This is a genomic window from Klebsiella sp. A-Nf5 (assembly GCF_002810545.1).
In the GTDB taxonomy this organism is placed as follows: domain Bacteria; phylum Pseudomonadota; class Gammaproteobacteria; order Enterobacterales; family Enterobacteriaceae; genus Klebsiella; species Klebsiella variicola.
On record NZ_PIOG01000164.1, the window covers coordinates 81,638 to 104,068 of the forward strand.

16 protein-coding genes are annotated in these 22,431 nt (G+C 55.5%); 7 read left to right on the forward strand and 9 right to left on the reverse strand.

Annotated elements, in window-relative coordinates; genetic code table 11:
* Positions 1-56: 56 nt before the first annotated feature.
* The 3 genes from CWM53_RS17730 to aroP form a co-directional block, all read right to left on the reverse strand.
* The gene (locus tag CWM53_RS17730; protein WP_100631619.1) at positions 57-1,007 is read right to left on the reverse strand and encodes a family 43 glycosylhydrolase; all 951 of its coding nucleotides are present in this window, start codon (positions 1,005-1,007) and stop codon (positions 57-59) included.
* On the reverse strand, positions 1,007-2,413 hold the full coding sequence (locus tag CWM53_RS17735) for a glycoside-pentoside-hexuronide (GPH):cation symporter (RefSeq protein WP_100676338.1): 1,407 nt from the start codon (positions 2,411-2,413) through the stop codon (positions 1,007-1,009). Before CWM53_RS17735 ends, CWM53_RS17730 begins: the two co-directional genes overlap by 1 nt.
* 184 nt (positions 2,414-2,597) lie before the next feature.
* The gene (gene aroP, locus CWM53_RS17740) at positions 2,598-3,968 is read right to left on the reverse strand and encodes an aromatic amino acid transporter AroP (protein WP_074386859.1); all 1,371 of its coding nucleotides are present in this window, start codon (positions 3,966-3,968) and stop codon (positions 2,598-2,600) included.
* Positions 3,969-4,612: 644 nt separating this feature from the next.
* Here aroP and pdhR point away from each other — a divergent pair.
* The 5 genes from pdhR (at position 4,613) to CWM53_RS17765 (ending at position 12,186) form a co-directional block, all read left to right on the forward strand.
* The gene (pdhR, locus tag CWM53_RS17745) at positions 4,613-5,392 is read left to right on the forward strand and encodes a pyruvate dehydrogenase complex transcriptional repressor PdhR (RefSeq protein WP_002888699.1); all 780 of its coding nucleotides are present in this window, start codon (positions 4,613-4,615) and stop codon (positions 5,390-5,392) included.
* Positions 5,393-5,529: 137 nt separating this feature from the next.
* On the forward strand, positions 5,530-8,193 hold the full coding sequence (gene aceE, locus CWM53_RS17750; RefSeq protein WP_061155746.1) for a pyruvate dehydrogenase (acetyl-transferring), homodimeric type: 2,664 nt from the start codon (positions 5,530-5,532) through the stop codon (positions 8,191-8,193).
* Positions 8,194-8,207: 14 nt separating this feature from the next.
* The gene (gene aceF, locus CWM53_RS17755) at positions 8,208-10,106 is read left to right on the forward strand and encodes a pyruvate dehydrogenase complex dihydrolipoyllysine-residue acetyltransferase (RefSeq protein WP_047667434.1); all 1,899 of its coding nucleotides are present in this window, start codon (positions 8,208-8,210) and stop codon (positions 10,104-10,106) included.
* 206 nt (positions 10,107-10,312) lie between these two features.
* Entirely contained in the window at positions 10,313-11,737 is a 1,425-nt protein-coding gene (gene lpdA / locus CWM53_RS17760; protein ID WP_061155744.1) for a dihydrolipoyl dehydrogenase, read from the forward strand.
* 164 nt (positions 11,738-11,901) lie between these two features.
* Complete coding sequence (locus CWM53_RS17765; RefSeq protein ID WP_074386858.1) at positions 11,902-12,186, forward strand: hypothetical protein; 285 nt, start codon at positions 11,902-11,904, stop codon at positions 12,184-12,186.
* 56 nt (positions 12,187-12,242) lie between these two features.
* Here the strand turns inward: CWM53_RS17765 and CWM53_RS17770 are convergent, their stop codons facing one another.
* Together CWM53_RS17770 and CWM53_RS17775 are read right to left on the reverse strand one after the other, a co-directional pair.
* Positions 12,243-13,049 carry a DUF2950 family protein gene (locus tag CWM53_RS17770; protein ID WP_074386857.1) on the reverse strand — a complete coding sequence of 269 codons (807 nt, stop codon included), beginning with the start codon at positions 13,047-13,049 and terminating at the stop codon, positions 12,243-12,245.
* Between the two features lie 11 nt (positions 13,050-13,060).
* Positions 13,061-14,674, reverse strand: a complete 1,614-nt coding sequence (locus CWM53_RS17775) for a DUF3300 domain-containing protein (RefSeq protein WP_100631615.1) — start codon at positions 14,672-14,674, stop codon at positions 13,061-13,063.
* A 428-nt stretch (positions 14,675-15,102) separates the two neighbouring features.
* Here CWM53_RS17775 and acnB point away from each other — a divergent pair, with 428 nt between their 5' ends.
* Together acnB and yacL are read left to right on the forward strand one after the other, a co-directional pair.
* Complete coding sequence (gene acnB, locus CWM53_RS17785; protein WP_074386855.1) at positions 15,103-17,700, forward strand: bifunctional aconitate hydratase 2/2-methylisocitrate dehydratase; 2,598 nt, start codon at positions 15,103-15,105, stop codon at positions 17,698-17,700.
* A gap of 187 nt (positions 17,701-17,887) precedes the next feature.
* Positions 17,888-18,250, forward strand: coding sequence for a protein YacL (gene yacL, locus CWM53_RS17790; RefSeq protein ID WP_004204373.1), 363 nt, complete (start codon positions 17,888-17,890; stop codon positions 18,248-18,250).
* 148 nt (positions 18,251-18,398) lie between these two features.
* On the opposite strand, the gene speD is transcribed toward yacL, so the two are convergent.
* The 4 genes from speD to CWM53_RS17810 all read right to left on the reverse strand — a co-directional run bounded on the left by speD (position 18,399) and on the right by CWM53_RS17810 (position 22,412).
* Entirely contained in the window at positions 18,399-19,193 is a 795-nt protein-coding gene (speD, locus tag CWM53_RS17795; protein ID WP_008807406.1) for an adenosylmethionine decarboxylase, read from the reverse strand.
* 24 nt (positions 19,194-19,217) lie between these two features.
* The gene (gene speE / locus CWM53_RS17800) at positions 19,218-20,078 is read right to left on the reverse strand and encodes a polyamine aminopropyltransferase (protein WP_008807405.1); all 861 of its coding nucleotides are present in this window, start codon (positions 20,076-20,078) and stop codon (positions 19,218-19,220) included.
* Positions 20,079-20,226: 148 nt separating this feature from the next.
* Positions 20,227-21,441: an FKBP-type peptidyl-prolyl cis-trans isomerase gene (locus tag CWM53_RS17805; RefSeq protein WP_165784238.1), complete on the reverse strand. Its 1,215-nt coding sequence runs from the start codon at positions 21,439-21,441 to the stop codon at positions 20,227-20,229.
* A gap of 560 nt (positions 21,442-22,001) precedes the next feature.
* Positions 22,002-22,412: a hypothetical protein gene (locus CWM53_RS17810; protein ID WP_061155738.1), complete on the reverse strand. Its 411-nt coding sequence runs from the start codon at positions 22,410-22,412 to the stop codon at positions 22,002-22,004.
* Between the last annotated feature and the right edge of the window lie 19 nt (positions 22,413-22,431).

Below are 22,431 nucleotides of genomic sequence, written 5' to 3' on the forward strand. Positions count from 1 at the left end.
CGGCTGCGCCTGACCCGGCCTGCAGAACCCGCGCCAGCGGGCGTCATAGCGAACCGCTACAGCGTATCCGCCGGCGGGATGCCGAAGTCGGGCATCCCGTCCTCCCTCCAGTTGACGAGTTTTAACCGCGTATGGCGATTAGGGTCATACAGCGGATCGCCTTCTATCTCGGTGTAATTCCGCGCGTGATACACCAGCACATCTTCTCCTTCCGGCGTTTGGGTAAAACTATTATGGCCTGGGCCATACTGGCGGTTTTCATAGCTGGTACGAAAGACCGGCTGCGGGGCTTTATGCCAGTTCGTCGGCTGCAGCGGATCGGCCTGCAGATCGATCCAGAGTAACCCCATGCAGTAGTTTTCATCGGTGGCGCTGGCGGAATAGCTGATGAACAGCTTATCGCCATGCACCAGCACTGCAGGACCTTCGTTGACCTTAAATCCCCGGCACTCCCAGTCGAACTCCGGCTTGCTCAGCATGACCGGCTCGCCTTTTAGCGTCCACGGGTTGGCCATTTCAGCAAGATACAGGTTTGAGTTGCCTTCGATATGCGGGGATTTTTGCGCCCACAGATACCAGCGTTTGCCCTGATGGATAAAAGTAGTGGCATCGAGGGCGAAGGTATCGAAAGGCGTGACCACCTGGCCTTTTTCCTGCCAGCGACCGGTCAGCGGATCGCTGTCGGCGCACTCGAGAACGAACATGCGATGCTGGAACATCCCCAGCGCATCCAGATCGTGGGTATGGGTAGCGGCAAAATAGATATACCACTTACCGTCTATTTCATGCAGCTCCGGCGCCCAAATCAGCTGGCTCATCGGCCCGCTTTGCGGCGCGCGCCAGACCACCACTGGTTCAGCTTCGGGCAATCCTTCAAGGGTGGCCGCGCGCCGGATCTCCAGCCGGTCGTATTCCGGCACCGAGGCAATAAAGTAGTAGTGGCTAAGATGGCGCAGGATAAAGGGGTCTGCACGCTGTTCAATAAAGGGGTTTGGCCAGTTGTTCATCAGGCTTTCCTTACGTGTTCACTGGTTTTCAGTTCCTGGTATTCGTTCAGCTCGCTGTAGTTGCTGCGGCGCTTCTCTAAATCGCTCTGAATCTGGCGCATCAGGGTGCGGTCAACCTTGAGCAGGCGCACCACGCCGGCGGTGATCAGATAGCCGACGCCGGGGATGACCGAGAACAGCAGCACGATGCCGTTGAGGGCGGAGGCGCTTTGTGCTTTGGCGCCGGCGTCGTAGCCGTACCATGACAGCAGGAAACCGACCATTGCCCCGGCGACCGCCAGGCCAACCTTGAGGAAGAACAGATTGCCGGAGAAGCTAATGCCGGTGATGCGCTTGCCGGTTTTCCACTCGCCGTAGTCGTCAACGTCGGACATCAGTGACCAGTGCAGCGGGGAGGGGATCTGGTGCAGGATGTTGAGCAGGAAGTAGAGCGCCATAATCAGCGTGGTGGCGTGTGGATTAAAGAAGTAGAAGGCGCAGGAGAAAATCGCCAGCGCGATGTTGGTCCAGAAGAAGACCTGCAGTTTGCACCAGCGGTCGGTGAGGACTTTCGCCAGCATGCTGCCAATCATCATCCCGACCACGCCGAGGCTGATAAACAGGGTAGCAAAATGGGTGCTTTGTCCCATCACCCAGGTGACGTAATACATGGTGGCGGCCATGCGGATAAAGCCCGGACAGACGTTGCACAGCGTGAGCAGCAGGATGCGCACCCACTGGTCATTTTTCCACACGTCTTTGAGGTCTTTTTTCAGTTCATCATTCGTCTGCACCGCCGGGTGTATGCGTTCACGCACGGTAGCGAAGCAGAACAGGAACATACACATGCCGATAAAGGCCAGCACGGTCATCGCCATCTGGTAGCCCTTCGCTTTATCGGCGCCGCCGAACCAGTCGGCCATTGGCAGCAGCGTCAATGACAGCAGCAGCGTGGCGATACCCACCATCACAAAACGATAGGACTGGCAGGCAACGCGCTCTTTCGGATCAGCGGTCATCACCGTTCCCAGCGAGCAGTAGGGGATGTTAATCGCGGTATAGGTCACCGACAGCAGAAAGTAGGTCACGAACGCATAGATAACTTTGCTGTTATAGGTCCACTCAGGGGTAGTGAACATCAGCACGCTGAACAGGGCGTAGGGGAAGGCAATCCACAGTAACCATGGACGAAAGCGGCCATATTTACTGCGGGTACGGTCGGCAAGGGCGCCCATAATCGGGTCGGTCACCGCATCGATGACGCGCACCGACAACAGCAGTACGCCGACCAGCGCCGGCGCCAGACCGAATATATCGGTATAAAAATAGTTAACAAACAGCATGATGGCGCCAAATATGATATTGCATCCGGCATCACCCATCCCGTAACCAATCTTTTCCTTTATTGATAGTCTATTGTCTGCCATGTGCGGTCTCTCCGTTGCAGTATGGAGAGAATTATTGGCTGCTATCGAGGGAAATACGTTGCAGGAACTCGTTAACGATATGGATATATCAGCTATGGAGGGGAAAGTGTGAAGCAGATAACAATGCTCTGCGCCCGTTATTCAGGGAGGGGCGCAGAGCAAAGAGAAATATTTATGAGATGTATTATTGTGCTTTTATGGCGGCGGCGGCTTTCTGTTTAAACAGATAGCCCACGCCCAGCACCGCAATCCATACCGGGATCAGCCAAACGGAAATCGCCATCCCCGGGGTCATCAGCATAATCACCAGCACTGCCGCCATAAACAGCAGGCACACCCAGTTACCCAGCGGGTAGAAGAGGGCAGGGAAGCGAGTGGTGACCCCCTGCTGCTGTTTGGCGCGACGGAATTTCATATGCGCCAGGCTGATCATCGCCCAGTTGATAACCAGAGCCGAGACCACCAGCGCCATCAACAGGCCGAAGGCGGATTCCGGCGCCAGATAGTTGATCAGCACGCACAGCGCGGTCACCAGGGCAGAGACGAGGATGGTATTTACCGGTACGCCGCGTTTGTCGACGCTGAGCAGCGCTTTCGGCGCGTTACCCTGCTGCGCAAGGCCGAATAGCATACGGCTGTTGCAGTAGACGCAGCTGTTATAAACCGACAGAGCCGCCGTCAGCACCACGACGTTAAGGGCGTTTGCCACCAGCGTATCGCCAAGCTCATGGAAAATCAGGACGAATGGGCTGGTGTCCGCGGTCACGCGGGTCCACGGCAGCAGGGAGAGCAGCACCGCCAGCGAGCCAACATAGAAGATCAGGATACGGTAGATAACCTGGTTGGTGGCTTTCGGAATGCTTTGCTCCGGATTATCCGCTTCCGCCGCGGTGATCCCCACCAGCTCCAGACCGCCGAAGGAGAACATGATGATCGCCATCATCATTACCAGTCCGGTAAAGCCGTGCGGCAGGAAGCCACCCTGATCCCACAGGTTACGTACCGTCGCCTGCGGGCCGCCGTTGCCGCTGAACAGCAGCCAGCCGCCGAACAGAATCATCGCCACCACGGCGACCACTTTGATAATCGCGAACCAGAACTCCATTTCCCCGAACACTTTCACGTTGGTCAGGTTAATGGCGTTGATAGCGATGAAGAAGACCGCCGCCGAGGCCCAGGTCGGGATTTCCGGCCACCAGAACTGGATATATTTGCCGACGGCGGTGAGTTCCGCCATGGCCACCAGGACATACAGCACCCAGTAGTTCCAGCCGGAAGCGAAGCCGGCAAAGCCGCCCCAGTATTTATATGCGAAGTGGCTGAACGAACCTGCTACCGGCTCTTCCACCACCATCTCACCCAACTGACGCATGATCAGAAAGGCGATAAAGCCGGCAATCGCGTAACCAAGAATGATACCCGGGCCGGCGGACTGAATGACGGACGCGCTTCCCAGAAACAGGCCGGTGCCGATAGCCCCGCCCAGCGCGATAAGCTGAATGTGGCGGTTTTTCAGGCCGCGCTTCAGCCGATCGCCGTGCTGTTGACCTTCCATATGAAACCTCGTGTGTGGTTATTTTTTGTGTACGTCATCCGTCAGGTTGCTGCTTCTCTGCTGTCCCTGCCAGAAAGCATAGCCAGCGAAAATTTGGGCGAAGTGGCCCACTTTTTACCTGAGTGATGGCGCGCACATATTGTTGTGTTTGTGTATTTAGCGACTTCCGTTTCTGTATTGTTTTGTTTACGGAAGGCGGTGTAGTAATTCAAAAAAAGGCCTTTCGTCTGAGGGAGAATAGTGTTAAGCGCGACCGAATGCACCTGCTTTATGAAGGGATGATGACGATGTGTCTAAAAAGACATCAATAGACATATTCTGTATTATTCCGTCTCACTACCCTGTAGTGGTTATCTATTCTATTAAAATGATTTTATATTCATTTATGGCACAGTTGAATCGGTTCAGATAGCGTAATTTTTCGTTTCCATAAAGTTAACGCTACCCCTTTGTGAGTAAACGTAACATTTGTGCAAGGTTACATTTCTGAAATGTTATTTCTGTAAGGTTGTTAAAATGTCCGCGGTTTACTGATTTCAATCAAAACCTGTATGGACAGAAGGTGAATACTTTGTTACTTTAGCGCTACGAACTTTAAATTGGTAAGACCAATTGACTCCGGGCTAATGGCAGAGACAGGGAATATGGCCTACAGCAAAATCCGCCAACCAAAATTATCCGATGTGATAGAGCAGCAGCTGGAGTTTCTGATCCTTGAGGGGACCTTGCGCCCCGGTGAAAAACTTCCGCCCGAACGCGAACTGGCCAAACAGTTCGACGTTTCCCGCCCCTCGCTGCGTGAGGCGATTCAACGCCTCGAAGCCAAGGGCTTGTTGCTTCGTCGTCAGGGAGGTGGAACGTTTGTTCAGAGCCGCCTGTGGCAGAGCTTCAGCGATCCGCTGGTCGAGCTGCTGTCCGATCACCCTGAATCCCAATTCGATCTGCTTGAGACCCGTCACGCGCTGGAAGGCATCGCGGCTTATTACGCGGCGCTGCGCAGCAATGATGAAGATCGCGATCGTATCCGCGAGCTGCATCAGGCTATTGAACGCGCTCAGCAGTCGGGCGATCTGGACGCTGAGTCCGGCGCCGTCGTCCAGTATCAAATCGCCGTCACCGAGGCGGCACACAATGTGGTTTTGCTCCATCTGCTAAGGTGTATGGAGCCGATGCTGGCACAAAACGTTCGTCAGAACTTTGAATTGCTGTATGCCCGCCGGGAAATGCTCCCGTTGGTCAGCAACCATCGTACTCGCATTTTCGAGGCGATAATGGCCGGGGAGCCGGAGCAGGCGCGTGAGGCGTCGCACCGTCACCTGGCGTTCATTGAGGAAATTTTGCTGGACCGTAGCCGTGAGCAGAGTCGTAGAGAACGCTCACTGCGTCGTTTACAGCAACGAAAGGACGAGAACTCCGGTTCTTAAGCGCCATTTTTAGAGCGCGGCAACTAAACGCAGAACCTGTCTTATTGAATTTTTGGTTGTTCAAACGTGAAGAGCAAAGAGTTCAATGGGACAGGTTCCAGATTAATCAACGATTAGATAGATAAGGAATACCCCCCATGTCAGAACGTTTACCAAATGACGTGGATCCGATCGAAACTCGCGACTGGCTACAGGCGATCGAATCGGTCATCCGTGAAGAAGGTGTTGAGCGCGCTCAGTATCTTATTGACCAACTCCTTTCTGAAGCCCGCAAAGGCGGGGTGAAAGTGGCTGCTGGCGCATCGACCGGCGGTTACGTAAACACTATTGCCGTTGAAGATGAACCGGAATACCCGGGTAATCTGGATCTGGAACGTCGTATCCGTTCTGCGATCCGCTGGAACGCCATCATGACCGTCCTGCGCGCATCGAAAAAAGATCTCGAACTGGGCGGCCACATGGCGTCCTTCCAGTCTTCTGCAACCTTCTACGAAGTGTGCTTCAACCACTTCTTCCGTGCACGCAACGAGCAGGATGGCGGCGACCTGGTTTACTTCCAGGGTCACATTTCTCCGGGCGTATATGCGCGTGCTTTCCTGGAAGGTCGTCTGACTGAAGAGCAGATGAACAATTTCCGTCAGGAAGTTCACGGTAAAGGTCTGTCCTCTTATCCGCACCCGAAACTGATGCCGGAATTCTGGCAGTTCCCGACCGTTTCGATGGGCCTGGGTCCAATCGGGGCGATTTATCAGGCTAAGTTCCTGAAATATCTGGAACACCGTGGTCTGAAAGACACCTCCAAACAAACCGTTTATGCTTTCCTGGGCGACGGTGAGATGGACGAGCCGGAATCTAAAGGCGCGATCACCATCGCCACCCGTGAGAAGCTGGACAACCTGGTCTTCGTTATCAACTGTAATCTGCAGCGCCTTGACGGCCCGGTGACGGGTAACGGCAAAATCATTAACGAACTGGAAGGCATCTTCGGTGGTGCTGGCTGGAACGTTATCAAGGTTATCTGGGGCGGTCGTTGGGATGAGCTGCTGCGTAAAGACACCAGCGGTAAGCTGATTCAGCTGATGGAAGAAACCGTTGACGGCGATTACCAGACCTTCAAATCCAAAGACGGCGCTTACGTCCGCGAGCACTTCTTCGGTAAATATCCGGAGACCGCAGCGCTGGTTGCCGACTGGACTGACGAGCAGATTTGGGCCCTGAACCGCGGCGGCCACGATCCGAAGAAAGTTTACGCTGCACTGAAAAAAGCGCAGGAAACCAAAGGCAAAGCGACCGTAATCCTCGCCCATACCATTAAAGGTTACGGCATGGGTGACACCGCTGAAGGTAAAAACATCGCCCACCAGGTTAAGAAAATGAACATGGACGGCGTTCGTTACGTCCGCGATCGTTTCAACGTGCCGGTTGCCGATGCCGATCTCGAAAAACTGCCGTACGTCACCTTCCCGGAAGGTTCCGAAGAGCACACCTATCTGCACGCTCAGCGCCAGAAACTGCACGGCTATCTGCCGAGCCGTCAGCCGAACTTCTCTGAGAAGCTGGAGCTGCCGACGCTGGAAGATTTCGCTCCGCTGCTGGAAGAGCAGAATAAAGAGATCTCTACCACTATCGCGTTCGTTCGTGCCCTGAACGTGATGCTGAAGAACAAATCCATCAAAGACCGCCTCGTGCCGATCATCGCCGACGAAGCGCGTACTTTCGGTATGGAAGGTCTGTTCCGTCAGATCGGTATTTACAGCCCGAACGGCCAGCAGTACACCCCGCAGGACCGTGAGCAGGTTGCCTACTATAAAGAAGACGAGAAAGGCCAGATTCTGCAGGAAGGGATCAACGAGCTGGGCGCAGGCGCATCCTGGCTGGCTGCGGCGACCTCTTACAGCACCAACAACCTGCCGATGATCCCGTTCTACATCTACTACTCGATGTTCGGGTTCCAGCGTATCGGCGACCTGTGCTGGCAGGCAGGCGACCAGCAGGCTCGCGGCTTCCTGATCGGTGGTACTTCCGGTCGTACGACGCTGAACGGCGAAGGTCTGCAGCACGAAGATGGCCACAGCCATATTCAGTCGCTGACTATCCCGAACTGTATCTCCTACGACCCGTCTTACGCGTACGAAGTGGCGGTCATCATGCATGACGGTCTGGTTCGTATGTACGGCGAAGCGCAAGAGAACGTTTACTACTACATCACTACGCTGAACGAAAACTACCATATGCCGGCTATGCCGGAAGGCGCCGAGGAAGGTATCCGTAAAGGTATCTACAAACTCGAAACCATCGAAGGTAGCAAAGGTAAAGTTCAGCTGCTGGGCTCCGGTTCTATCCTGCGTCACGTTCGTGAAGCAGCGCAGATCCTGGCGAAAGACTACGGCGTGGGCTCTGACGTCTATAGCGTCACCTCCTTCACCGAACTGGCGCGTGATGGCCAGGATTGCGAACGCTGGAATATGCTGCACCCGCTGGAAACCCCGCGCGTGCCGTACATCGCTCAGGTGATGAACGACGCTCCGGCCGTGGCATCCACTGACTATATGAAACTGTTCGCCGAGCAGGTTCGTACTTATGTACCGGCTGATGATTACCGCGTACTGGGTACCGATGGCTTCGGTCGTTCCGACAGCCGTGAAAACCTGCGTCACCACTTCGAAGTCGATGCTTCCTATGTGGTCGTTGCGGCGCTGGGCGAACTGGCTAAACGTGGTGAAATCGATAAGAAAGTGGTGGCTGACGCTATCGCTAAATTCGACATCGATGCAGAAAAAGTTAACCCGCGTCTGGCGTAAGAGGTAAAAGAATAATGGCTATCGAAATCAAAGTACCGGACATCGGGGCTGATGAAGTTGAAATCACCGAGATCCTGGTCAAAGTTGGCGACAAAGTAGAAGCTGAACAGTCGCTGATCACCGTAGAAGGCGATAAAGCCTCTATGGAAGTCCCGTCTCCGCAGGCTGGCGTCGTGAAAGAGATTAAAGTCTCCGTCGGCGACAAAACCGAGACTGGCAAACTGATTATGATTTTCGATTCCGCCGAGGGTGCAGCAGCCGCTGCACCTGCGCAGGAAGAGAAGAAAGAAGCCGCTCCGGCTGCGGCTGCGCCAGCAGCTGCCGCGGCAGCGAAAGAAGTTCACGTCCCGGATATCGGCGGCGATGAAGTTGAAGTCACCGAGATCATGGTTAAAGTGGGCGACACCATCGCCGCTGAGCAATCCCTGATCACTGTAGAAGGCGATAAAGCCTCTATGGAAGTGCCGGCGCCGTTCGCGGGTACCGTGAAAGAGATCAAAATCAACACCGGCGATAAAGTGTCCACCGGCTCCCTGATCATGATCTTCGAAGTGGCGGGTGCTGCGCCTGCCGCGGCTCCGGCACAAGCTGCCGCTCCGGCTGCCGCGGCACCGGCTGCCGCCGCTGGCGCGAAAGACGTTAACGTCCCGGACATCGGCGGTGATGAAGTTGAAGTCACTGAAGTGATGGTTAAAGTCGGCGATAAAGTGGCTGCCGAGCAGTCCCTGATCACCGTCGAAGGCGACAAAGCTTCTATGGAAGTGCCGGCGCCGTTCGCAGGCACCGTCAAAGAGATCAAAATCAGCACCGGCGATAAAGTCAAAACCGGTTCCCTGATCATGGTCTTCGAAGTGGAAGGCGCTGCGCCTGCCGCCGCTCCGGCTCAAGCTGCTGCTCCGGCACCGGCTGCTGCACCGGCTCAGGCTGCTAAGCCTGCCGCTGCACCGGCTGCGAAAGCAGAAGGCAAAACCGAATTCGCTGAAAACGATGCTTACGTTCACGCGACGCCGCTGATTCGCCGCCTGGCGCGCGAGTTCGGCGTTAACCTGGCAAAAGTGAAAGGCACCGGCCGTAAAGGTCGTATCCTGCGCGAAGACGTTCAGGCTTATGTGAAAGACGCGGTTAAACGCGCTGAATCCGCACCGGCGGCTGCCGCTGGCGGCGGTATCCCGGGCATGCTGCCATGGCCGAAGGTTGACTTCAGCAAGTTTGGTGAAATCGAAGAAGTGGAACTGGGTCGTATCCAGAAAATCTCTGGTGCTAACCTGAGCCGTAACTGGGTGATGATCCCGCACGTTACCCACTTCGACAAAACCGATATCACCGATCTGGAAGCGTTCCGTAAGCAGCAGAACGCCGAAGCTGAGAAGCGTAAACTGGACGTGAAATTCACCCCAGTGGTCTTCATCATGAAAGCCGTTGCCGCTGCGCTTGAGCAGATGCCGCGCTTCAACAGCTCGCTCTCCGAAGATGGCCAGCGCCTGACGCTGAAGAAATACATCAACATCGGTGTGGCGGTTGATACCCCGAACGGTCTGGTGGTTCCGGTCTTCAAAGACGTGAACAAGAAGAGCATCACCGAGCTGTCTCGTGAACTGACCACCATCTCGAAGAAAGCGCGCGATGGCAAGCTGACGGCTGGCGAAATGCAGGGCGGTTGCTTCACCATCTCCAGCATCGGCGGCCTGGGCACCACCCACTTCGCGCCGATTGTTAACGCGCCGGAAGTGGCCATCCTGGGCGTGTCTAAGTCCGCGATGGAGCCGGTATGGAATGGTAAAGAGTTCGTTCCGCGTCTGATGATGCCGATCTCTCTGTCCTTCGACCACCGCGTCATCGACGGTGCTGATGGTGCCCGCTTCATTACCATCATTAACAACACCTTGAGCGACATTCGCCGCCTGGTGATGTAATCGAAAAAGCCGGCCTGACGGCCGGCTTTTTTCTGATAACCTCAGGCTGTTGGGGATTATCAGCAACAAAGGACAAAATCGTTTGCCGTTTGTTGTTTAAAAATTGTTAACAATTTTGTAAAATACACGCGGATAGAACGTCCCGGTGGACTTGGGCGTAAGAATAATAGCGTCAGACCCGCCGGATATAAATTACAGAGGTCATGATGAGTACTGAAATCAAAACTCAGGTCGTGGTACTTGGGGCAGGCCCCGCAGGTTACTCTGCAGCCTTCCGTTGCGCTGATTTAGGTCTGGAAACCGTCATCGTAGAACGTTACAGCACCCTCGGTGGTGTTTGTCTGAACGTAGGTTGTATCCCGTCTAAAGCGCTGCTGCACGTGGCAAAAGTTATCGAAGAAGCGAAAGCGTTGGCCGATCACGGCATCGTTTTCGGCGAACCGAAAACCGACATTGACAAGATCCGCACCTGGAAAGAAAAAGTTATCACTCAACTGACCGGTGGCCTGGCTGGTATGGCCAAAGGCCGTAAAGTGAAAGTGGTTAACGGTCTGGGTAAATTTACCGGCGCCAACACCCTGGAAGTGGAAGGCGAAAACGGTAAAACCGTGATCAACTTCGACAACGCGATCATCGCGGCGGGCTCCCGTCCGATTCAGCTGCCGTTTATCCCGCATGAAGATCCGCGCGTATGGGATTCCACCGACGCGCTGGAACTGAAATCCGTACCGAAACGCATGCTGGTCATGGGTGGCGGTATCATCGGTCTGGAAATGGGTACCGTATACCATGCGCTGGGTTCAGAGATTGACGTGGTTGAAATGTTCGACCAGGTTATCCCGGCGGCCGATAAAGACGTGGTGAAAGTCTTCACTAAACGCATCAGCAAGAAATTCAACCTGATGCTGGAAACCAAAGTGACTGCCGTTGAAGCGAAAGAAGACGGTATTTACGTTTCCATGGAAGGCAAAAAAGCGCCGGCTGAAGCACAGCGTTACGACGCCGTGCTGGTGGCTATCGGTCGCGTACCGAACGGCAAAAACCTCGATGCAGGCAAAGCCGGCGTGGAAGTGGACGATCGTGGCTTCATCCGCGTTGACAAACAAATGCGCACCAACGTGCCGCACATCTTTGCTATCGGCGATATCGTCGGTCAGCCGATGCTGGCGCACAAAGGCGTCCATGAAGGTCACGTTGCCGCAGAAGTTATCTCTGGTCTGAAACACTACTTCGATCCGAAAGTGATCCCGTCCATCGCCTACACCGAGCCAGAAGTGGCATGGGTTGGTCTGACTGAGAAAGAAGCGAAAGAGAAAGGCATCAGCTACGAAACCGCCACCTTCCCGTGGGCTGCTTCCGGCCGTGCTATCGCTTCCGACTGCGCAGACGGTATGACCAAACTGATCTTCGACAAAGAGACCCACCGTGTTATCGGCGGCGCGATTGTCGGCACCAACGGCGGCGAGCTGCTGGGTGAAATCGGTCTGGCTATCGAAATGGGCTGTGACGCTGAAGACATCGCGCTGACCATCCATGCTCACCCGACTCTGCACGAGTCTGTTGGCCTGGCGGCAGAAGTCTTCGAAGGCAGCATCACCGATCTGCCAAACGCCAAAGCGAAGAAAAAGTAACTTTTTCTTTCAGGCAAAAAGCATAAGCGGCTCCCGGAGCCGCTTTTTTTATGCCTGATGTTTAGAACTATGTCACCGTTCATAAACCGCTACACCTTATACATACTTTGAAAATAGTCACGCCATAAACTTATAGGCAGTTAACGATATAGTTGAGGTGTGAGATGAAACGCTTTTTAACCGCAGCGCTGGTCGCTGCAACGTGCCTATCCGGTGTGGCCTACGCGGCTGACGCCACCATCCCCTGGGCGGACAACAGCGGTGGTACGGAAACGACCCATATTGCGGCGATGGGCCAGGATCTGAATGCCCAGCATCAGCAGGTGACAAAGAGCAATGAAGGGGTATGGGCGGCGAACTCCGGAAGCATCAGCGCTGATGAAGCGGCATTATCCAGCACAAAGCCGACTTTTGCTGGCGACCCGTCTCTGATGCCCCATCAGGGCTAAGCGAAGGGCTAAGCGAATAGAAACGCCAGGTTGCTTGAGCGCAACCTGGCGTTTTTTTATGGTTTGACAACCTGCCAGCCGGCGTCAGCATCGGGGGCAAAGCGCGTGATGGCCTGCGCTTTTGCGGCGCTCTCTTCACCGAGATTAGCCTGATAAACGGTATCGTGCTGATCGATCATAAAGCTCATCACCCCGGTTTCGCCCCATTCCACAGGCCAGGCCAGCAAGGCCGTATCCTGGTCTTCGCGGCCTGCGATAATGCGGAAACGATAGCCATGATAACCGGTACCGGGCTCTGTTGGGCTGAAAGCTGGCCCCAGCGGGCTGGGCGTTTCACCCGGCGACGTCGGCCAGTACAACCCATCTTTTTTGCCTTCACTGCTGATGATTTTCTGCGCCCAGCGGTGGTTCAGCTGGTAGTAATCCTGCTGGGCATCAACGTAAGCGTGCATGGCGGCTATCGCTGACAGCTCATTGCGACCGATGGCGCGGGTGAGGATCTCCTCTTCGCCTGCGGCCATATCAAAGCGCCATCCCTGTGACGTTTTTACGATAGGCACGGGCAGCCGCCATGCCTCGCTGCCGACGTCGAGCCAGGCGTTATCACCCTGCTGCACGATGACATGTTTCACCTGCCAGTCGCGCTGAAAGCGGTCGACGGCGCTGGGGTCGATCCCATCGGGCGGTAAAAATTGCTGCCAGTTATCGCCGAGCACCTTGCTCAGCGCCGCTTCATTTTGCTGGCTGAGCGCCTCAGCCAGCGCGCTCGCGGCCTGTTCCGGGGTAGAAAACTGCTGCTGGGCGAACGCGGCTAACGGTGACAGCATCAATGTGAACAGGGCAATAGGTAATAGATTTCTCATTCTGCTCATCCTCAGCGGCGGCGCAGTTCATGGTGTTCGGAAGAACGTTCTCTGGCGCCGTTGCGCTGTTCGCGGTTTACGCCGGAAAACTGGCGGCTTTGCAGTCCCCGTTCCTGCTGCGCTTGCCAGGAGGGGGCGCGGCTTTCGTTGCCGCTAAGAGCGCTGGTACGTAAATGACTAACCTGCTGCTGCCGACGCTGTTGCTGCTGAGGTGTCGGGTTCTGCTCGCGGCTTTTGACGGTTTCTCGACGCTGCTGTTGCTGCGGCGTGGGATTTTTCAACTGCGTTTTTGCCGCATCGCGACGCTGCTGCTGGGTCGGTGTGCTGTCGTAACCGCGATAGTTGCTGCGCTGGGTAGCTTGTTTTAATTGCGCCGAGGCTGCCTGACGTTGGGCATCACGCGAGGGATTGTTTGCCGCCAGGTTACCCGCTGTGGCCGCCGGCGCATTGCGCTGCTGAAGCTGGGTCATTGCCGCCTGGCGCTGGGCATCGCGATCGACCGGCGTATGCTGGGTGGCGCTCAGTCCACCGGCAACGTTGGTCTGATGGAAGCGCTGGGCGACGGTATTATCGGGATAAGGCACGTTTCCGCGATAGGCTGGGTTGTGTTGCCAGTTAACGCGGTTGCCCGGCAGATTCTGCCCGGTAATGTGGTTGAAATTATTCACATTGATATTGATGTTATCGCCATTGTGCTGGTAACCGCCGTGATGGTAATCGTCATCGTGATGATGGTCATCATCATCCCAGTCGATGCTGCTAAACAGCGCCCAGGTCGTGGCGACGCCGAGGCTGTAACCAAAGCCTTTGACGAAGCTGTCGGTAAACTGCTCGCCGGGAGGGGGCGGCAGGTAGACCGGCGGATAGGCGCTATTCGGCCAGGTGCCATAGACCGAGGCAGGGTTGTAGTTCGGGACATACACCACCTGCGGGTCGGTCGGTTCTATTTTAATGACCTGGGTCGGCGCGGGCGCCGCCGCGGTAGTGGTTGACGTTGATACGGTGTTGCTTTTTGCGGTAGTGGTCGGTGCAGGCGCAGCAGCGGTGACAATCACTTTCTGCTGCGGCGTGGATTTCAGCGTCCCGGTCTGCTGGGCAATGGTGCGCAGGCGCTGTACCGAGTCCATCACATCGTGTGGCTGGGCCAAAAACGCGTTGCCGAGGTTTTCTACCCACGGCGGGTTCTCGCCCATCATCGCCAGCAGGGCTGGGAAGGCGACAAGGGATTTGACGCTGGGATCCCACGGCTGGCTGGTCACCGCCTGCACGGCCGCGTCACCTTTCAGGGTAGGGTTGTCCTGGGACCACTGCACCGCCTGCATGACGTTGTCCGGATAAGTGGAGGCCATCAGCACCTGCGACAGCAAACTGTCCGGATAAAGCGCGATGGGCGCGACCCACTGATCAATCTGCGCCGGCGTATAGGTGGTGGCTGCCGGTTGTGCGGTGGCAGGTGGCGTGGCTGGGGTTGGCGCAGGTGTCGGTGCAGGTGTCGGTGCAGGCTGCGCCGTCGCCTCAGTGACCGTCTCTGGGGTACGGCTTTGCACATAGAGTGTTCCCGCCGCCGCGAGTAAGCCTGCGCTGCAGACCAGGGCGATAATATGGGGTTTGAACGGCAGTGACATAGAAGCTCCTGACCCAAAAAGTAACCCATCTCGCTTAAGTATCGGCGAAAACGGCTCGTCTGCTGAGTATATGTAAGTGGTGTGTTTTTTTTGATTTTTGTTGGGATCGGCCCAGCAAACTCGACACCGAGAGGAATTTTTGTCGCGGGATTTGAACAGAAAGCCTGCAATATCCTGCCCTTAACGATTCAGCTAAATTTTAATGTTGCTTTTTTGTAAACAGATTAACACCTTTCAAAAATCCTGCTATGCTGCCGACGCGGTATCGGGCATTTACCCTACAAACTGCTGTCTCACAGGAGCGTGAAGAAAATCGCCCAGCCACTAAATCCTTCAAGATGCGTCAAGGCGGCAAACTGCCAATACCGAAGCAGATTGATTGAGGACGTGTAGGCCGCATTATGACAATGAGAGCGAGGAGAACCGTCGTGCTAGAAGAATACCGTAAGCACGTAGCTGAGCGTGCCGCCATGGGGATTGTTGCCAAACCCTTAGATGCAACCCAAATGGCCGCGCTGGTAGAACTGCTGAAAAACCCGCCTGCGGGCGAAGAAGAATTCCTGTTAGACCTGCTGATTAACCGTGTACCGCCGGGCGTTGACGAAGCCGCCTATGTTAAAGCTGGATTCCTTGCCGCGATCGCCAAAGGCGAAGCGACCTCCCCCCTGGTAACCCCTGAAAAAGCCATTGAACTGCTGGGCACCATGCAGGGCGGTTACAACATTCACCCGCTGATTGATGCGCTGGACGACGCGAAACTGGCGCCGATTGCCGCGAAAGCGCTGTCTCATACTCTGCTGATGTTCGATAACTTCTACGACGTAGAAGAGAAAGCAAAAGCAGGTAATGAGCATGCTAAACGGGTCATGCAATCCTGGGCTGATGCTGAGTGGTTCCTGAACCGCCCGCAGCTGGCAGAGAAAATCACCGTTACCGTCTTCAAGGTCACCGGCGAAACCAATACCGATGACCTGTCTCCGGCGCCGGATGCCTGGTCTCGCCCGGATATCCCACTGCATGCGCTGGCGATGCTGAAAAACGCCCGCGAAGGTATTGAGCCGGATCAGCCGGGTGCGGTCGGCCCGATTAAACAAATCGAAGCGCTGCAGCAGAAAGGCTACCCGCTGGCCTACGTCGGCGACGTTGTCGGTACCGGTTCTTCGCGTAAATCCGCCACCAACTCGGTGCTGTGGTTTATGGGCGACGATATCCCGAACGTGCCGAACAAGCGCGGCGGCGGCCTGTGCCTGGGCGGCAAAATTGCCCCAATCTTCTTCAATACCATGGAAGATGCGGGCGCGCTGCCTATCGAAGTGGACGTGAACAACCTGAACATGGGCGACGTGATTGACGTTTACCCGTTCAAAGGCGAAGTGCGTAACCACGAGACCAACGAACTGCTGGCCAGCTTCGAGCTGAAAACCGATGTGCTGATCGACGAAGTGCGCGCCGGTGGCCGTATTCCGCTGATCATCGGCCGCGGCCTGACCACCAAAGCGCGCGAAGCGTTGGGTCTGCCGCACAGCGATGTATTCCGTCAGGCGAAAGACGTGGCGGAAAGCAACCGCGGCTTCTCCCTGGCGCAGAAAATGGTTGGCCGCGCCTGCGGCGTTGCCGGTATCCGTCCGGGCGCCTACTGCGAGCCGAAGATGACCTCCGTCGGTTCTCAGGATACCACCGGTCCAATGACCCGTGATGAACTGAAAGACCTGGCGTGCCTGGGCTTCTCCGCTGACCTGGTGATGCAGTCCTTCTGCCACACCGCGGCTTATCCGAAGCCGGTTGACGTGACCACGCACCATACCCTGCCGGATTTCATCATGAACCGCGGCGGTGTTTCTCTGCGTCCGGGCGATGGCGTTATCCACTCCTGGCTGAACCGTATGCTGCTGCCGGATACCGTGGGTACCGGCGGTGACTCCCACACCCGTTTCCCCATCGGTATCTCCTTCCCGGCGGGCTCTGGTCTGGTGGCCTTCGCCGCTGCGACCGGCGTGATGCCGTTGGATATGCCGGAATCGGTGCTGGTGCGCTTCAAAGGGAAAATGCAGCCGGGTATCACCCTGCGCGACCTGGTTCACGCCATCCCGCTGTATGCCATCAAGCAGGGCCTGCTGACCGTTGAGAAGAAAGGTAAGAAAAACATCTTCTCTGGCCGTATCCTGGAGATCGAAGGTCTGCCGGATCTGAAAGTCGAGCAGGCATTTGAACTGACCGATGCGTCCGCTGAGCGTTCTGCTGCCGGCTGTACTATCAAGCTGAACAAAGAGCCGATTGTTGAGTATCTGAACTCCAACATCGTCCTGCTGAAGTGGATGATCGCCGAAGGCTACGGCGACCGCCGTACGCTGGAGCGTCGTATCCAGGGTATGGAAAAATGGCTGGCGGATCCGCAACTGCTGGAAGCCGATGCTGACGCGGAATACGCAGCAGTGATCGACATCGATCTGGCGGATATCAAAGAGCCAATCCTGTGTGCGCCGAACGATCCGGACGATGCCCGCCTGCTGTCAGACGTGCAGGGCGAGAAGATCGACGAAGTGTTCATCGGTTCCTGCATGACCAACATCGGCCACTTCCGTGCCGCCGGTAAGCTGCTGGACAGCCACAAAGGCCAGCTGCCGACTCGCCTGTGGGTGGCGCCGCCAACCCGTATGGACGCCGCGCAGCTGACCGAAGAAGGCTACTACAGCGTGTTTGGTAAGAGCGGAGCGCGTATCGAAATCCCTGGCTGTTCCCTGTGTATGGGTAACCAGGCGCGCGTGGCCGACGGTGCAACGGTGGTTTCCACCTCTACCCGTAACTTCCCGAACCGTTTAGGTACCGGCGCTAACGTCTATCTGGCCTCTGCCGAGCTGGCAGCGGTGGCTTCTCTGCTCGGCAAACTGCCGACGCCGGAAGAGTACCAGACCTTCGTGGCGCAGGTGGATAAGACAGCGGAAGATACCTATCGTTATCTGAACTTCAACCAGCTGGATCAGTACACTGAAAAAGCTGACGGCGTGATCTTCCAGACCGCGGTGTAAAACCATTCGGTCAGCCCGGCTGACCGTTTGGCGACAAACTCCCCAATGCCCGGTGAACATTGCATCACCGGGCATTTTTATTTCCAAACCTCCTGCCCGTTACGCTTTTTTTCTTTCTGTCTGCTGCGATAATTACTGCATGGGTACAGTGCAGCGGTGACGCATTGCCCTTGCAGAGGAAAAGACTATGGACTACGAATTTCTGCGCGATATTACCGGAGTGGTAAAGGTGCGAATGTCGATGGATCACGAGGCGATTGGCCACTGGTTCAACGAAGAGGTGAAAGACAATCTTGCCCTGCTTGATGAAGTAGAGCAGGCTGCACGCACCGTGAAGGGCAGTGAACGTTCCTGGCAGCGGGCTGGCCATGAATATACGCTGTGGCTGGATGGCGAAGAGGTGATGATCCGCGCCAATCAGCTGGAGTTTTCTGGCGATGAAATCGAGGAGGGGATGAGCTACTACGACGAAGAAAGCCTCTCTCTCTGCGGCGTGGAGGATTTCCTGCAGGTCGTTGCCGCTTATCGTGAATTTATGCAGCAGCGTTAATTATGCCGGGTGGCGCAAGACCGTAGCCCTGCTAAGCGTAGCGTGAGCAGGGGAAATCCCCGGGTAGCGGCTGGTGCCTTACCCGGGCGACCAGGCGGCGCAGAACCCCAGGCCCGGCAAGCACAAGCGCCACCGGGCCTTTCTAATATTACACGGCAGGAATATTGCGGCCGTAGTAAATCTCGCGCATCTCTTTCCACAGCAGGTCGGTAATGACCTTGCGCTCTTCGGCGGTCAACTCTTCCGGTCGGGTATGGAACATGTAGTGCTTAAGGTCAAACTCCTTGAGCAACATTTTGGTATGGAAGATATTTTCCTGATAGACGTTCACATCGACCATGTCATACAACGACTTAATGTCATCGGACATAAAGTTCTGAATCGAATTGATTTCATGATCGATAAAATGCTTCATCCCATTGATATCGCGGGTGAAGCCGCGCACGCGGTAGTCAATGGTCACAATGTCCGATTCCAGTTGGTGGATCAGATAGTTCAGCGCTTTGAGCGGTGAAATGACCCCACAGGTAGAGACTTCGATATCGGCGCGGAAGGTGCACAGGCCGCCTTCCGGATGGCTCTCCGGGTAGGTATGCACGCAGATATGGCTCTTATCGAGATGGGCGACCACGGTTTCCGGTAGCGGACCTGGATGTTCGGTTTGGTCGATAAGCTTGGGATCGACAGGCTCTTCGCTGACCAGAATGGTCACGCTGGCGCCCTGGGGTTCATAATCCTGGCGGGCGATATTCAGGATATTGGCGCCGATAATAGAACAGGTTTCTGTCAGGATCTCCGTCAGGCGATTGGCATTATAAAGTTCGTCGATATAGGCGATGTAGCCGTCGCGCTCTTCCGCCGTTTTGGCGTAACAGATATCGTAGATACAAAAACTCAGGCTTTTGGTCAGGTTGTTAAAGCCGTGCAGCTTCAATTTTTTCAATTTAGTTCACCCCCTTACTTCGCGTCACGGTGCGGACAGAGCATCATGCAGATATTGTGGTAAGGCGAAGGCCGCCGTATGAATTGCCGGATTGTAGTAACGGCAGGTCAGGTTGGCTTTGTGAAAGCGCGCCTGAATGATTTCGCTGGAGAGATGGCGCAACGCCTCGTTGTCGCTCGCCCAGGCAAAGGTCATGATCCCGCCGTAATAGGTTGGGATGGCTGCCTGGTAGAAGCTGACGTCGCGAAAATAATGGCTCAGCTTGCGATGGCTTCCGACCGCTTCGTCCTGCTGCAGGAAACAAACGCCGTTTTGCGCAACGAATACGCCCCCCGGGTTCAGGCAGCGTTTGCAGCCTTCATAAAAAGCCGAGGTGAACAGGCTTTCGCCCGGACCAATAGGGTCGGTACAGTCCGAAATGATCACGTCAAACGTTTGCGTCGTCTGGTTAACAAAATTGACGCCATCATCAATCACCAGCGTGAAGCGCGGATCGTCGTAGGCCCCGGCGCTATGGTTGGGCAGGTACTGACGGCAGAATGAGACCACCCCGGCATCGATTTCCACCATGGTGATGGTTTCGATGCTACGGTGACGAGAGACTTCGCGCAGCATCGCGCCGTCGCCGCCGCCGATGATCAGGACATGCTTCGCGTTGCCGTGGGCCAGCAGCGGCACGTGGGTCATCATTTCGTGATAGATAAACTCATCACGTTCGGTGGTTTGTACGACGCCATCCAGCGCCATCACCCTGCCAAAGGCGCGGTTGTCGAAGATGATCAAATCCTGATGATCGGTTTTTTCGTGGTACAGCACGTTATCAACGCTAAAGTACTGACCAAAATGGTCATGCAGCGTTTCATGCCACAGTGGATTATCGGCCACGGTGAGGCTCCTCTTCGTTAACATCTGTTACACCCGTAAAACGAGTGCAACATCATAGACAACTATAGATGAGGATGCACGGCGGTTATTGCAGCAATGCGGCAGGAATAAACGCCACCGCCCGGGGAGGGCGGTGAGGTGGACGAGATTATTTCGCCGGTGCGGGTTGGGTATCTACTATCCGCACGGAGTAAACCATGGTGGCGCCAGGCGGGATTTTCGGTGGCAATCCTTTACTGCCATAGGCTTTTTCGGGCGGGACGACCAGCGTCAAGGATCCATGGTTCTGCAGACGTTGCAGCGGTCCGCGAAACACCGGGGGATAGGCATCCAGCTTCTGGGTGAGCGCCTGATCTTTCGCTTCCATATCGTTGATCACTGTCCCGTCCGTCAGCGTCTCTTTGATTACTACGGTGACCAGATCGTTACCGCTTATTTTTCCTTTGCCTGGATAATCGATACGACTGTAGACGCCATCTTTGAAGACCACATCTTTTTTGCGCGCAAACGTCTGCTGATATTTCTTACCGGCGCTGATGTTTTTCTGCTCGATTTTATTCAGGTTCTGGAAAACCTGCTGTGAGACGTCAAACAGCGCCTTGTTACGCTCCTGTTCTCCGAGACGAAGCTGGCCGCTAAAGGCATCTTCGATACCCCGTAGCACCAGCCCGGCGTCGACGGTAATCCCCTGAGTGCGACGGGTGGTGAGGACGTTAAGGGCTTCTGTTCCCATCGAGGCGCCGATCGCATAAGCCTGCTGTTCTCCGGATGCGCTGAGTTTGATGTTGGCGCTCTCGCCGCTACGCGTTTTGGACTGTACAGAAAGCTGTGTTCTCAGCAGTTGGATTTCATCTTCTTTCATCCGTAGCTGGGCGTTGTCTTTGTCCGCCTGCAGGCGGTAGGCCGCAACAACCACCGCCATCTCCGGTGGCTCATTTTTTGGCGCTGCGGCTGGATCAGGACGGGTCGTTGGCGCTTTTTCCGCGGCGGCCAACCGGGCGGTCAACGACTGCTTGTCGGCGTTTAGCGCCTTGACCTGGTCGAGAGCGGCCTGCTGCGTTTTCTCCGCGGCGTCGAGCCGGATAGTCAGCGACTGCTTATCGGTGGTCAGTGCTTTAACCTGCTCGAGGGCAGCCAGCTTCTCTTTTTCCGCCGCGGCCAGTCGGGTGGCCAGCGGCTGTTTGTCGGCGTTAAGGGCTTTGGCCTGGTCGAGGGCGGCCTGTTTCTCTTTTTCCGCAGCCATCAGCCGGGCGGTGAGTGACTGCTTGTCTGTGTCGAGGGCTTTGAGCTGGCCGAGCGCGGTCTGCTGTGCTTTTTCCGCGGCGGCCAACCGGGTGGTCAGCGTTTGTTTATCCGTATTCAGCGTGGTGAGGCTGGCGCTGAGCCGTTTATTTTCCGCTTCGACGTTCTGAAGCTGCGACGTTAATTGTTGGATCTGCTTAAGTGCGGCAGCCTGGCTCTGTTGCAGAGTATTATTCTGGGCAACCGCTTCCTTTTTAATTAACGTCTCATTTTCCGCCGTGGCGGCGGTTAAGGCGAGCTGTAATTGTTGTATTTTATTATTTAACGCCGCTTGCTCATTCGCAATGGACGTTTCCGTGGCTGGCGTGGCGGTAAGCTGTTTTTTTAATTGTTGAATAGTTTTATCTTTTTGCGCAATCGTTGCCTGCTGGCTGGCGATTCTTTTTTGCAACTGTGCGTTATTGGCCGTCGTTTTTTTATTGTCCGCGTTCTGGCGAGCGTCTGACGCTTGCTTTGCTGTGGCCGCAGAGCTTTTCTCTTCTTGCGCCTGAGCTTGCTGAGTTTGCTGCTGGGCGTAATCGAGAAAAGCCGGCGTAGCACCGGCGTAGAATGAGGTTGAAAGCGCCAGCGCCGCGACGAGCATCAGCAGTGGTGCTTTAGGAGTCAGCGTGGCGGGTTTGTTCATGGCAGTTTGTTTTCACCACGCTGTACCAGGGTATCGATCAGCGTTTTCTGGATATCGGAACACAGTTTGATGGATTTAAACTGATACATGGAGTCAATGCCCAGTCGGGTGGGATCGGCCACTTTCTCGCGCACGTTGTTGTATTGCGATGCCGAACGCACCAGGGCATTGAACTCATTGCTGAGTTTAGTTGCCTGCTGTGGGTTCACCTCTTTAAGTGAATCCAGCGCCTTTCGGCAGGACTCAATACGCTCCTGTTCGCTGGCCGCTCGCTCCTGCTCAGCCTGCTGCTGTGATGTGAGCGGCGTGGTGATCGGTTTTACCTGCTGGCGAGATGAGGTATTGCTACAGCCCACTAATAAAAGTGCGGCGAGCGGGATAATACGGAGAGTCGGCGAGATATTCACAATTTCAGTCCATGAAGTA

What these genes read in the sequence shown, in the direction of transcription:
- pdhR (WP_002888699.1), top strand. Translation starts at nt 4,613, where the DNA reads ATGGCCTACAGCAAAATCCGCCAACCAAAATTATCCGATGTGATAGAG.
- lpdA (WP_061155744.1), top strand. Translation starts at nt 10,313, where the DNA reads ATGAGTACTGAAATCAAAACTCAGGTCGTGGTACTTGGGGCAGGCCCC.
- CWM53_RS17775 (WP_100631615.1), bottom strand. Translation starts at nt 14,674, where the DNA reads ATGTCACTGCCGTTCAAACCCCATATTATCGCCCTGGTCTGCAGCGCA.
- CWM53_RS17770 (WP_074386857.1), bottom strand. Translation starts at nt 13,049, where the DNA reads ATGAGAAATCTATTACCTATTGCCCTGTTCACATTGATGCTGTCACCG.
- yacL (WP_004204373.1), top strand. Translation starts at nt 17,888, where the DNA reads ATGGACTACGAATTTCTGCGCGATATTACCGGAGTGGTAAAGGTGCGA.
- CWM53_RS17735 (WP_100676338.1), bottom strand. Translation starts at nt 2,413, where the DNA reads ATGGCAGACAATAGACTATCAATAAAGGAAAAGATTGGTTACGGGATG.
- CWM53_RS17765 (WP_074386858.1), top strand. Translation starts at nt 11,902, where the DNA reads ATGAAACGCTTTTTAACCGCAGCGCTGGTCGCTGCAACGTGCCTATCC.
- aceF (WP_047667434.1), top strand. Translation starts at nt 8,208, where the DNA reads ATGGCTATCGAAATCAAAGTACCGGACATCGGGGCTGATGAAGTTGAA.
- aceE (WP_061155746.1), top strand. Translation starts at nt 5,530, where the DNA reads ATGTCAGAACGTTTACCAAATGACGTGGATCCGATCGAAACTCGCGAC.
- CWM53_RS17730 (WP_100631619.1), bottom strand. Translation starts at nt 1,007, where the DNA reads ATGAACAACTGGCCAAACCCCTTTATTGAACAGCGTGCAGACCCCTTT.
- aroP (WP_074386859.1), bottom strand. Translation starts at nt 3,968, where the DNA reads ATGGAAGGTCAACAGCACGGCGATCGGCTGAAGCGCGGCCTGAAAAAC.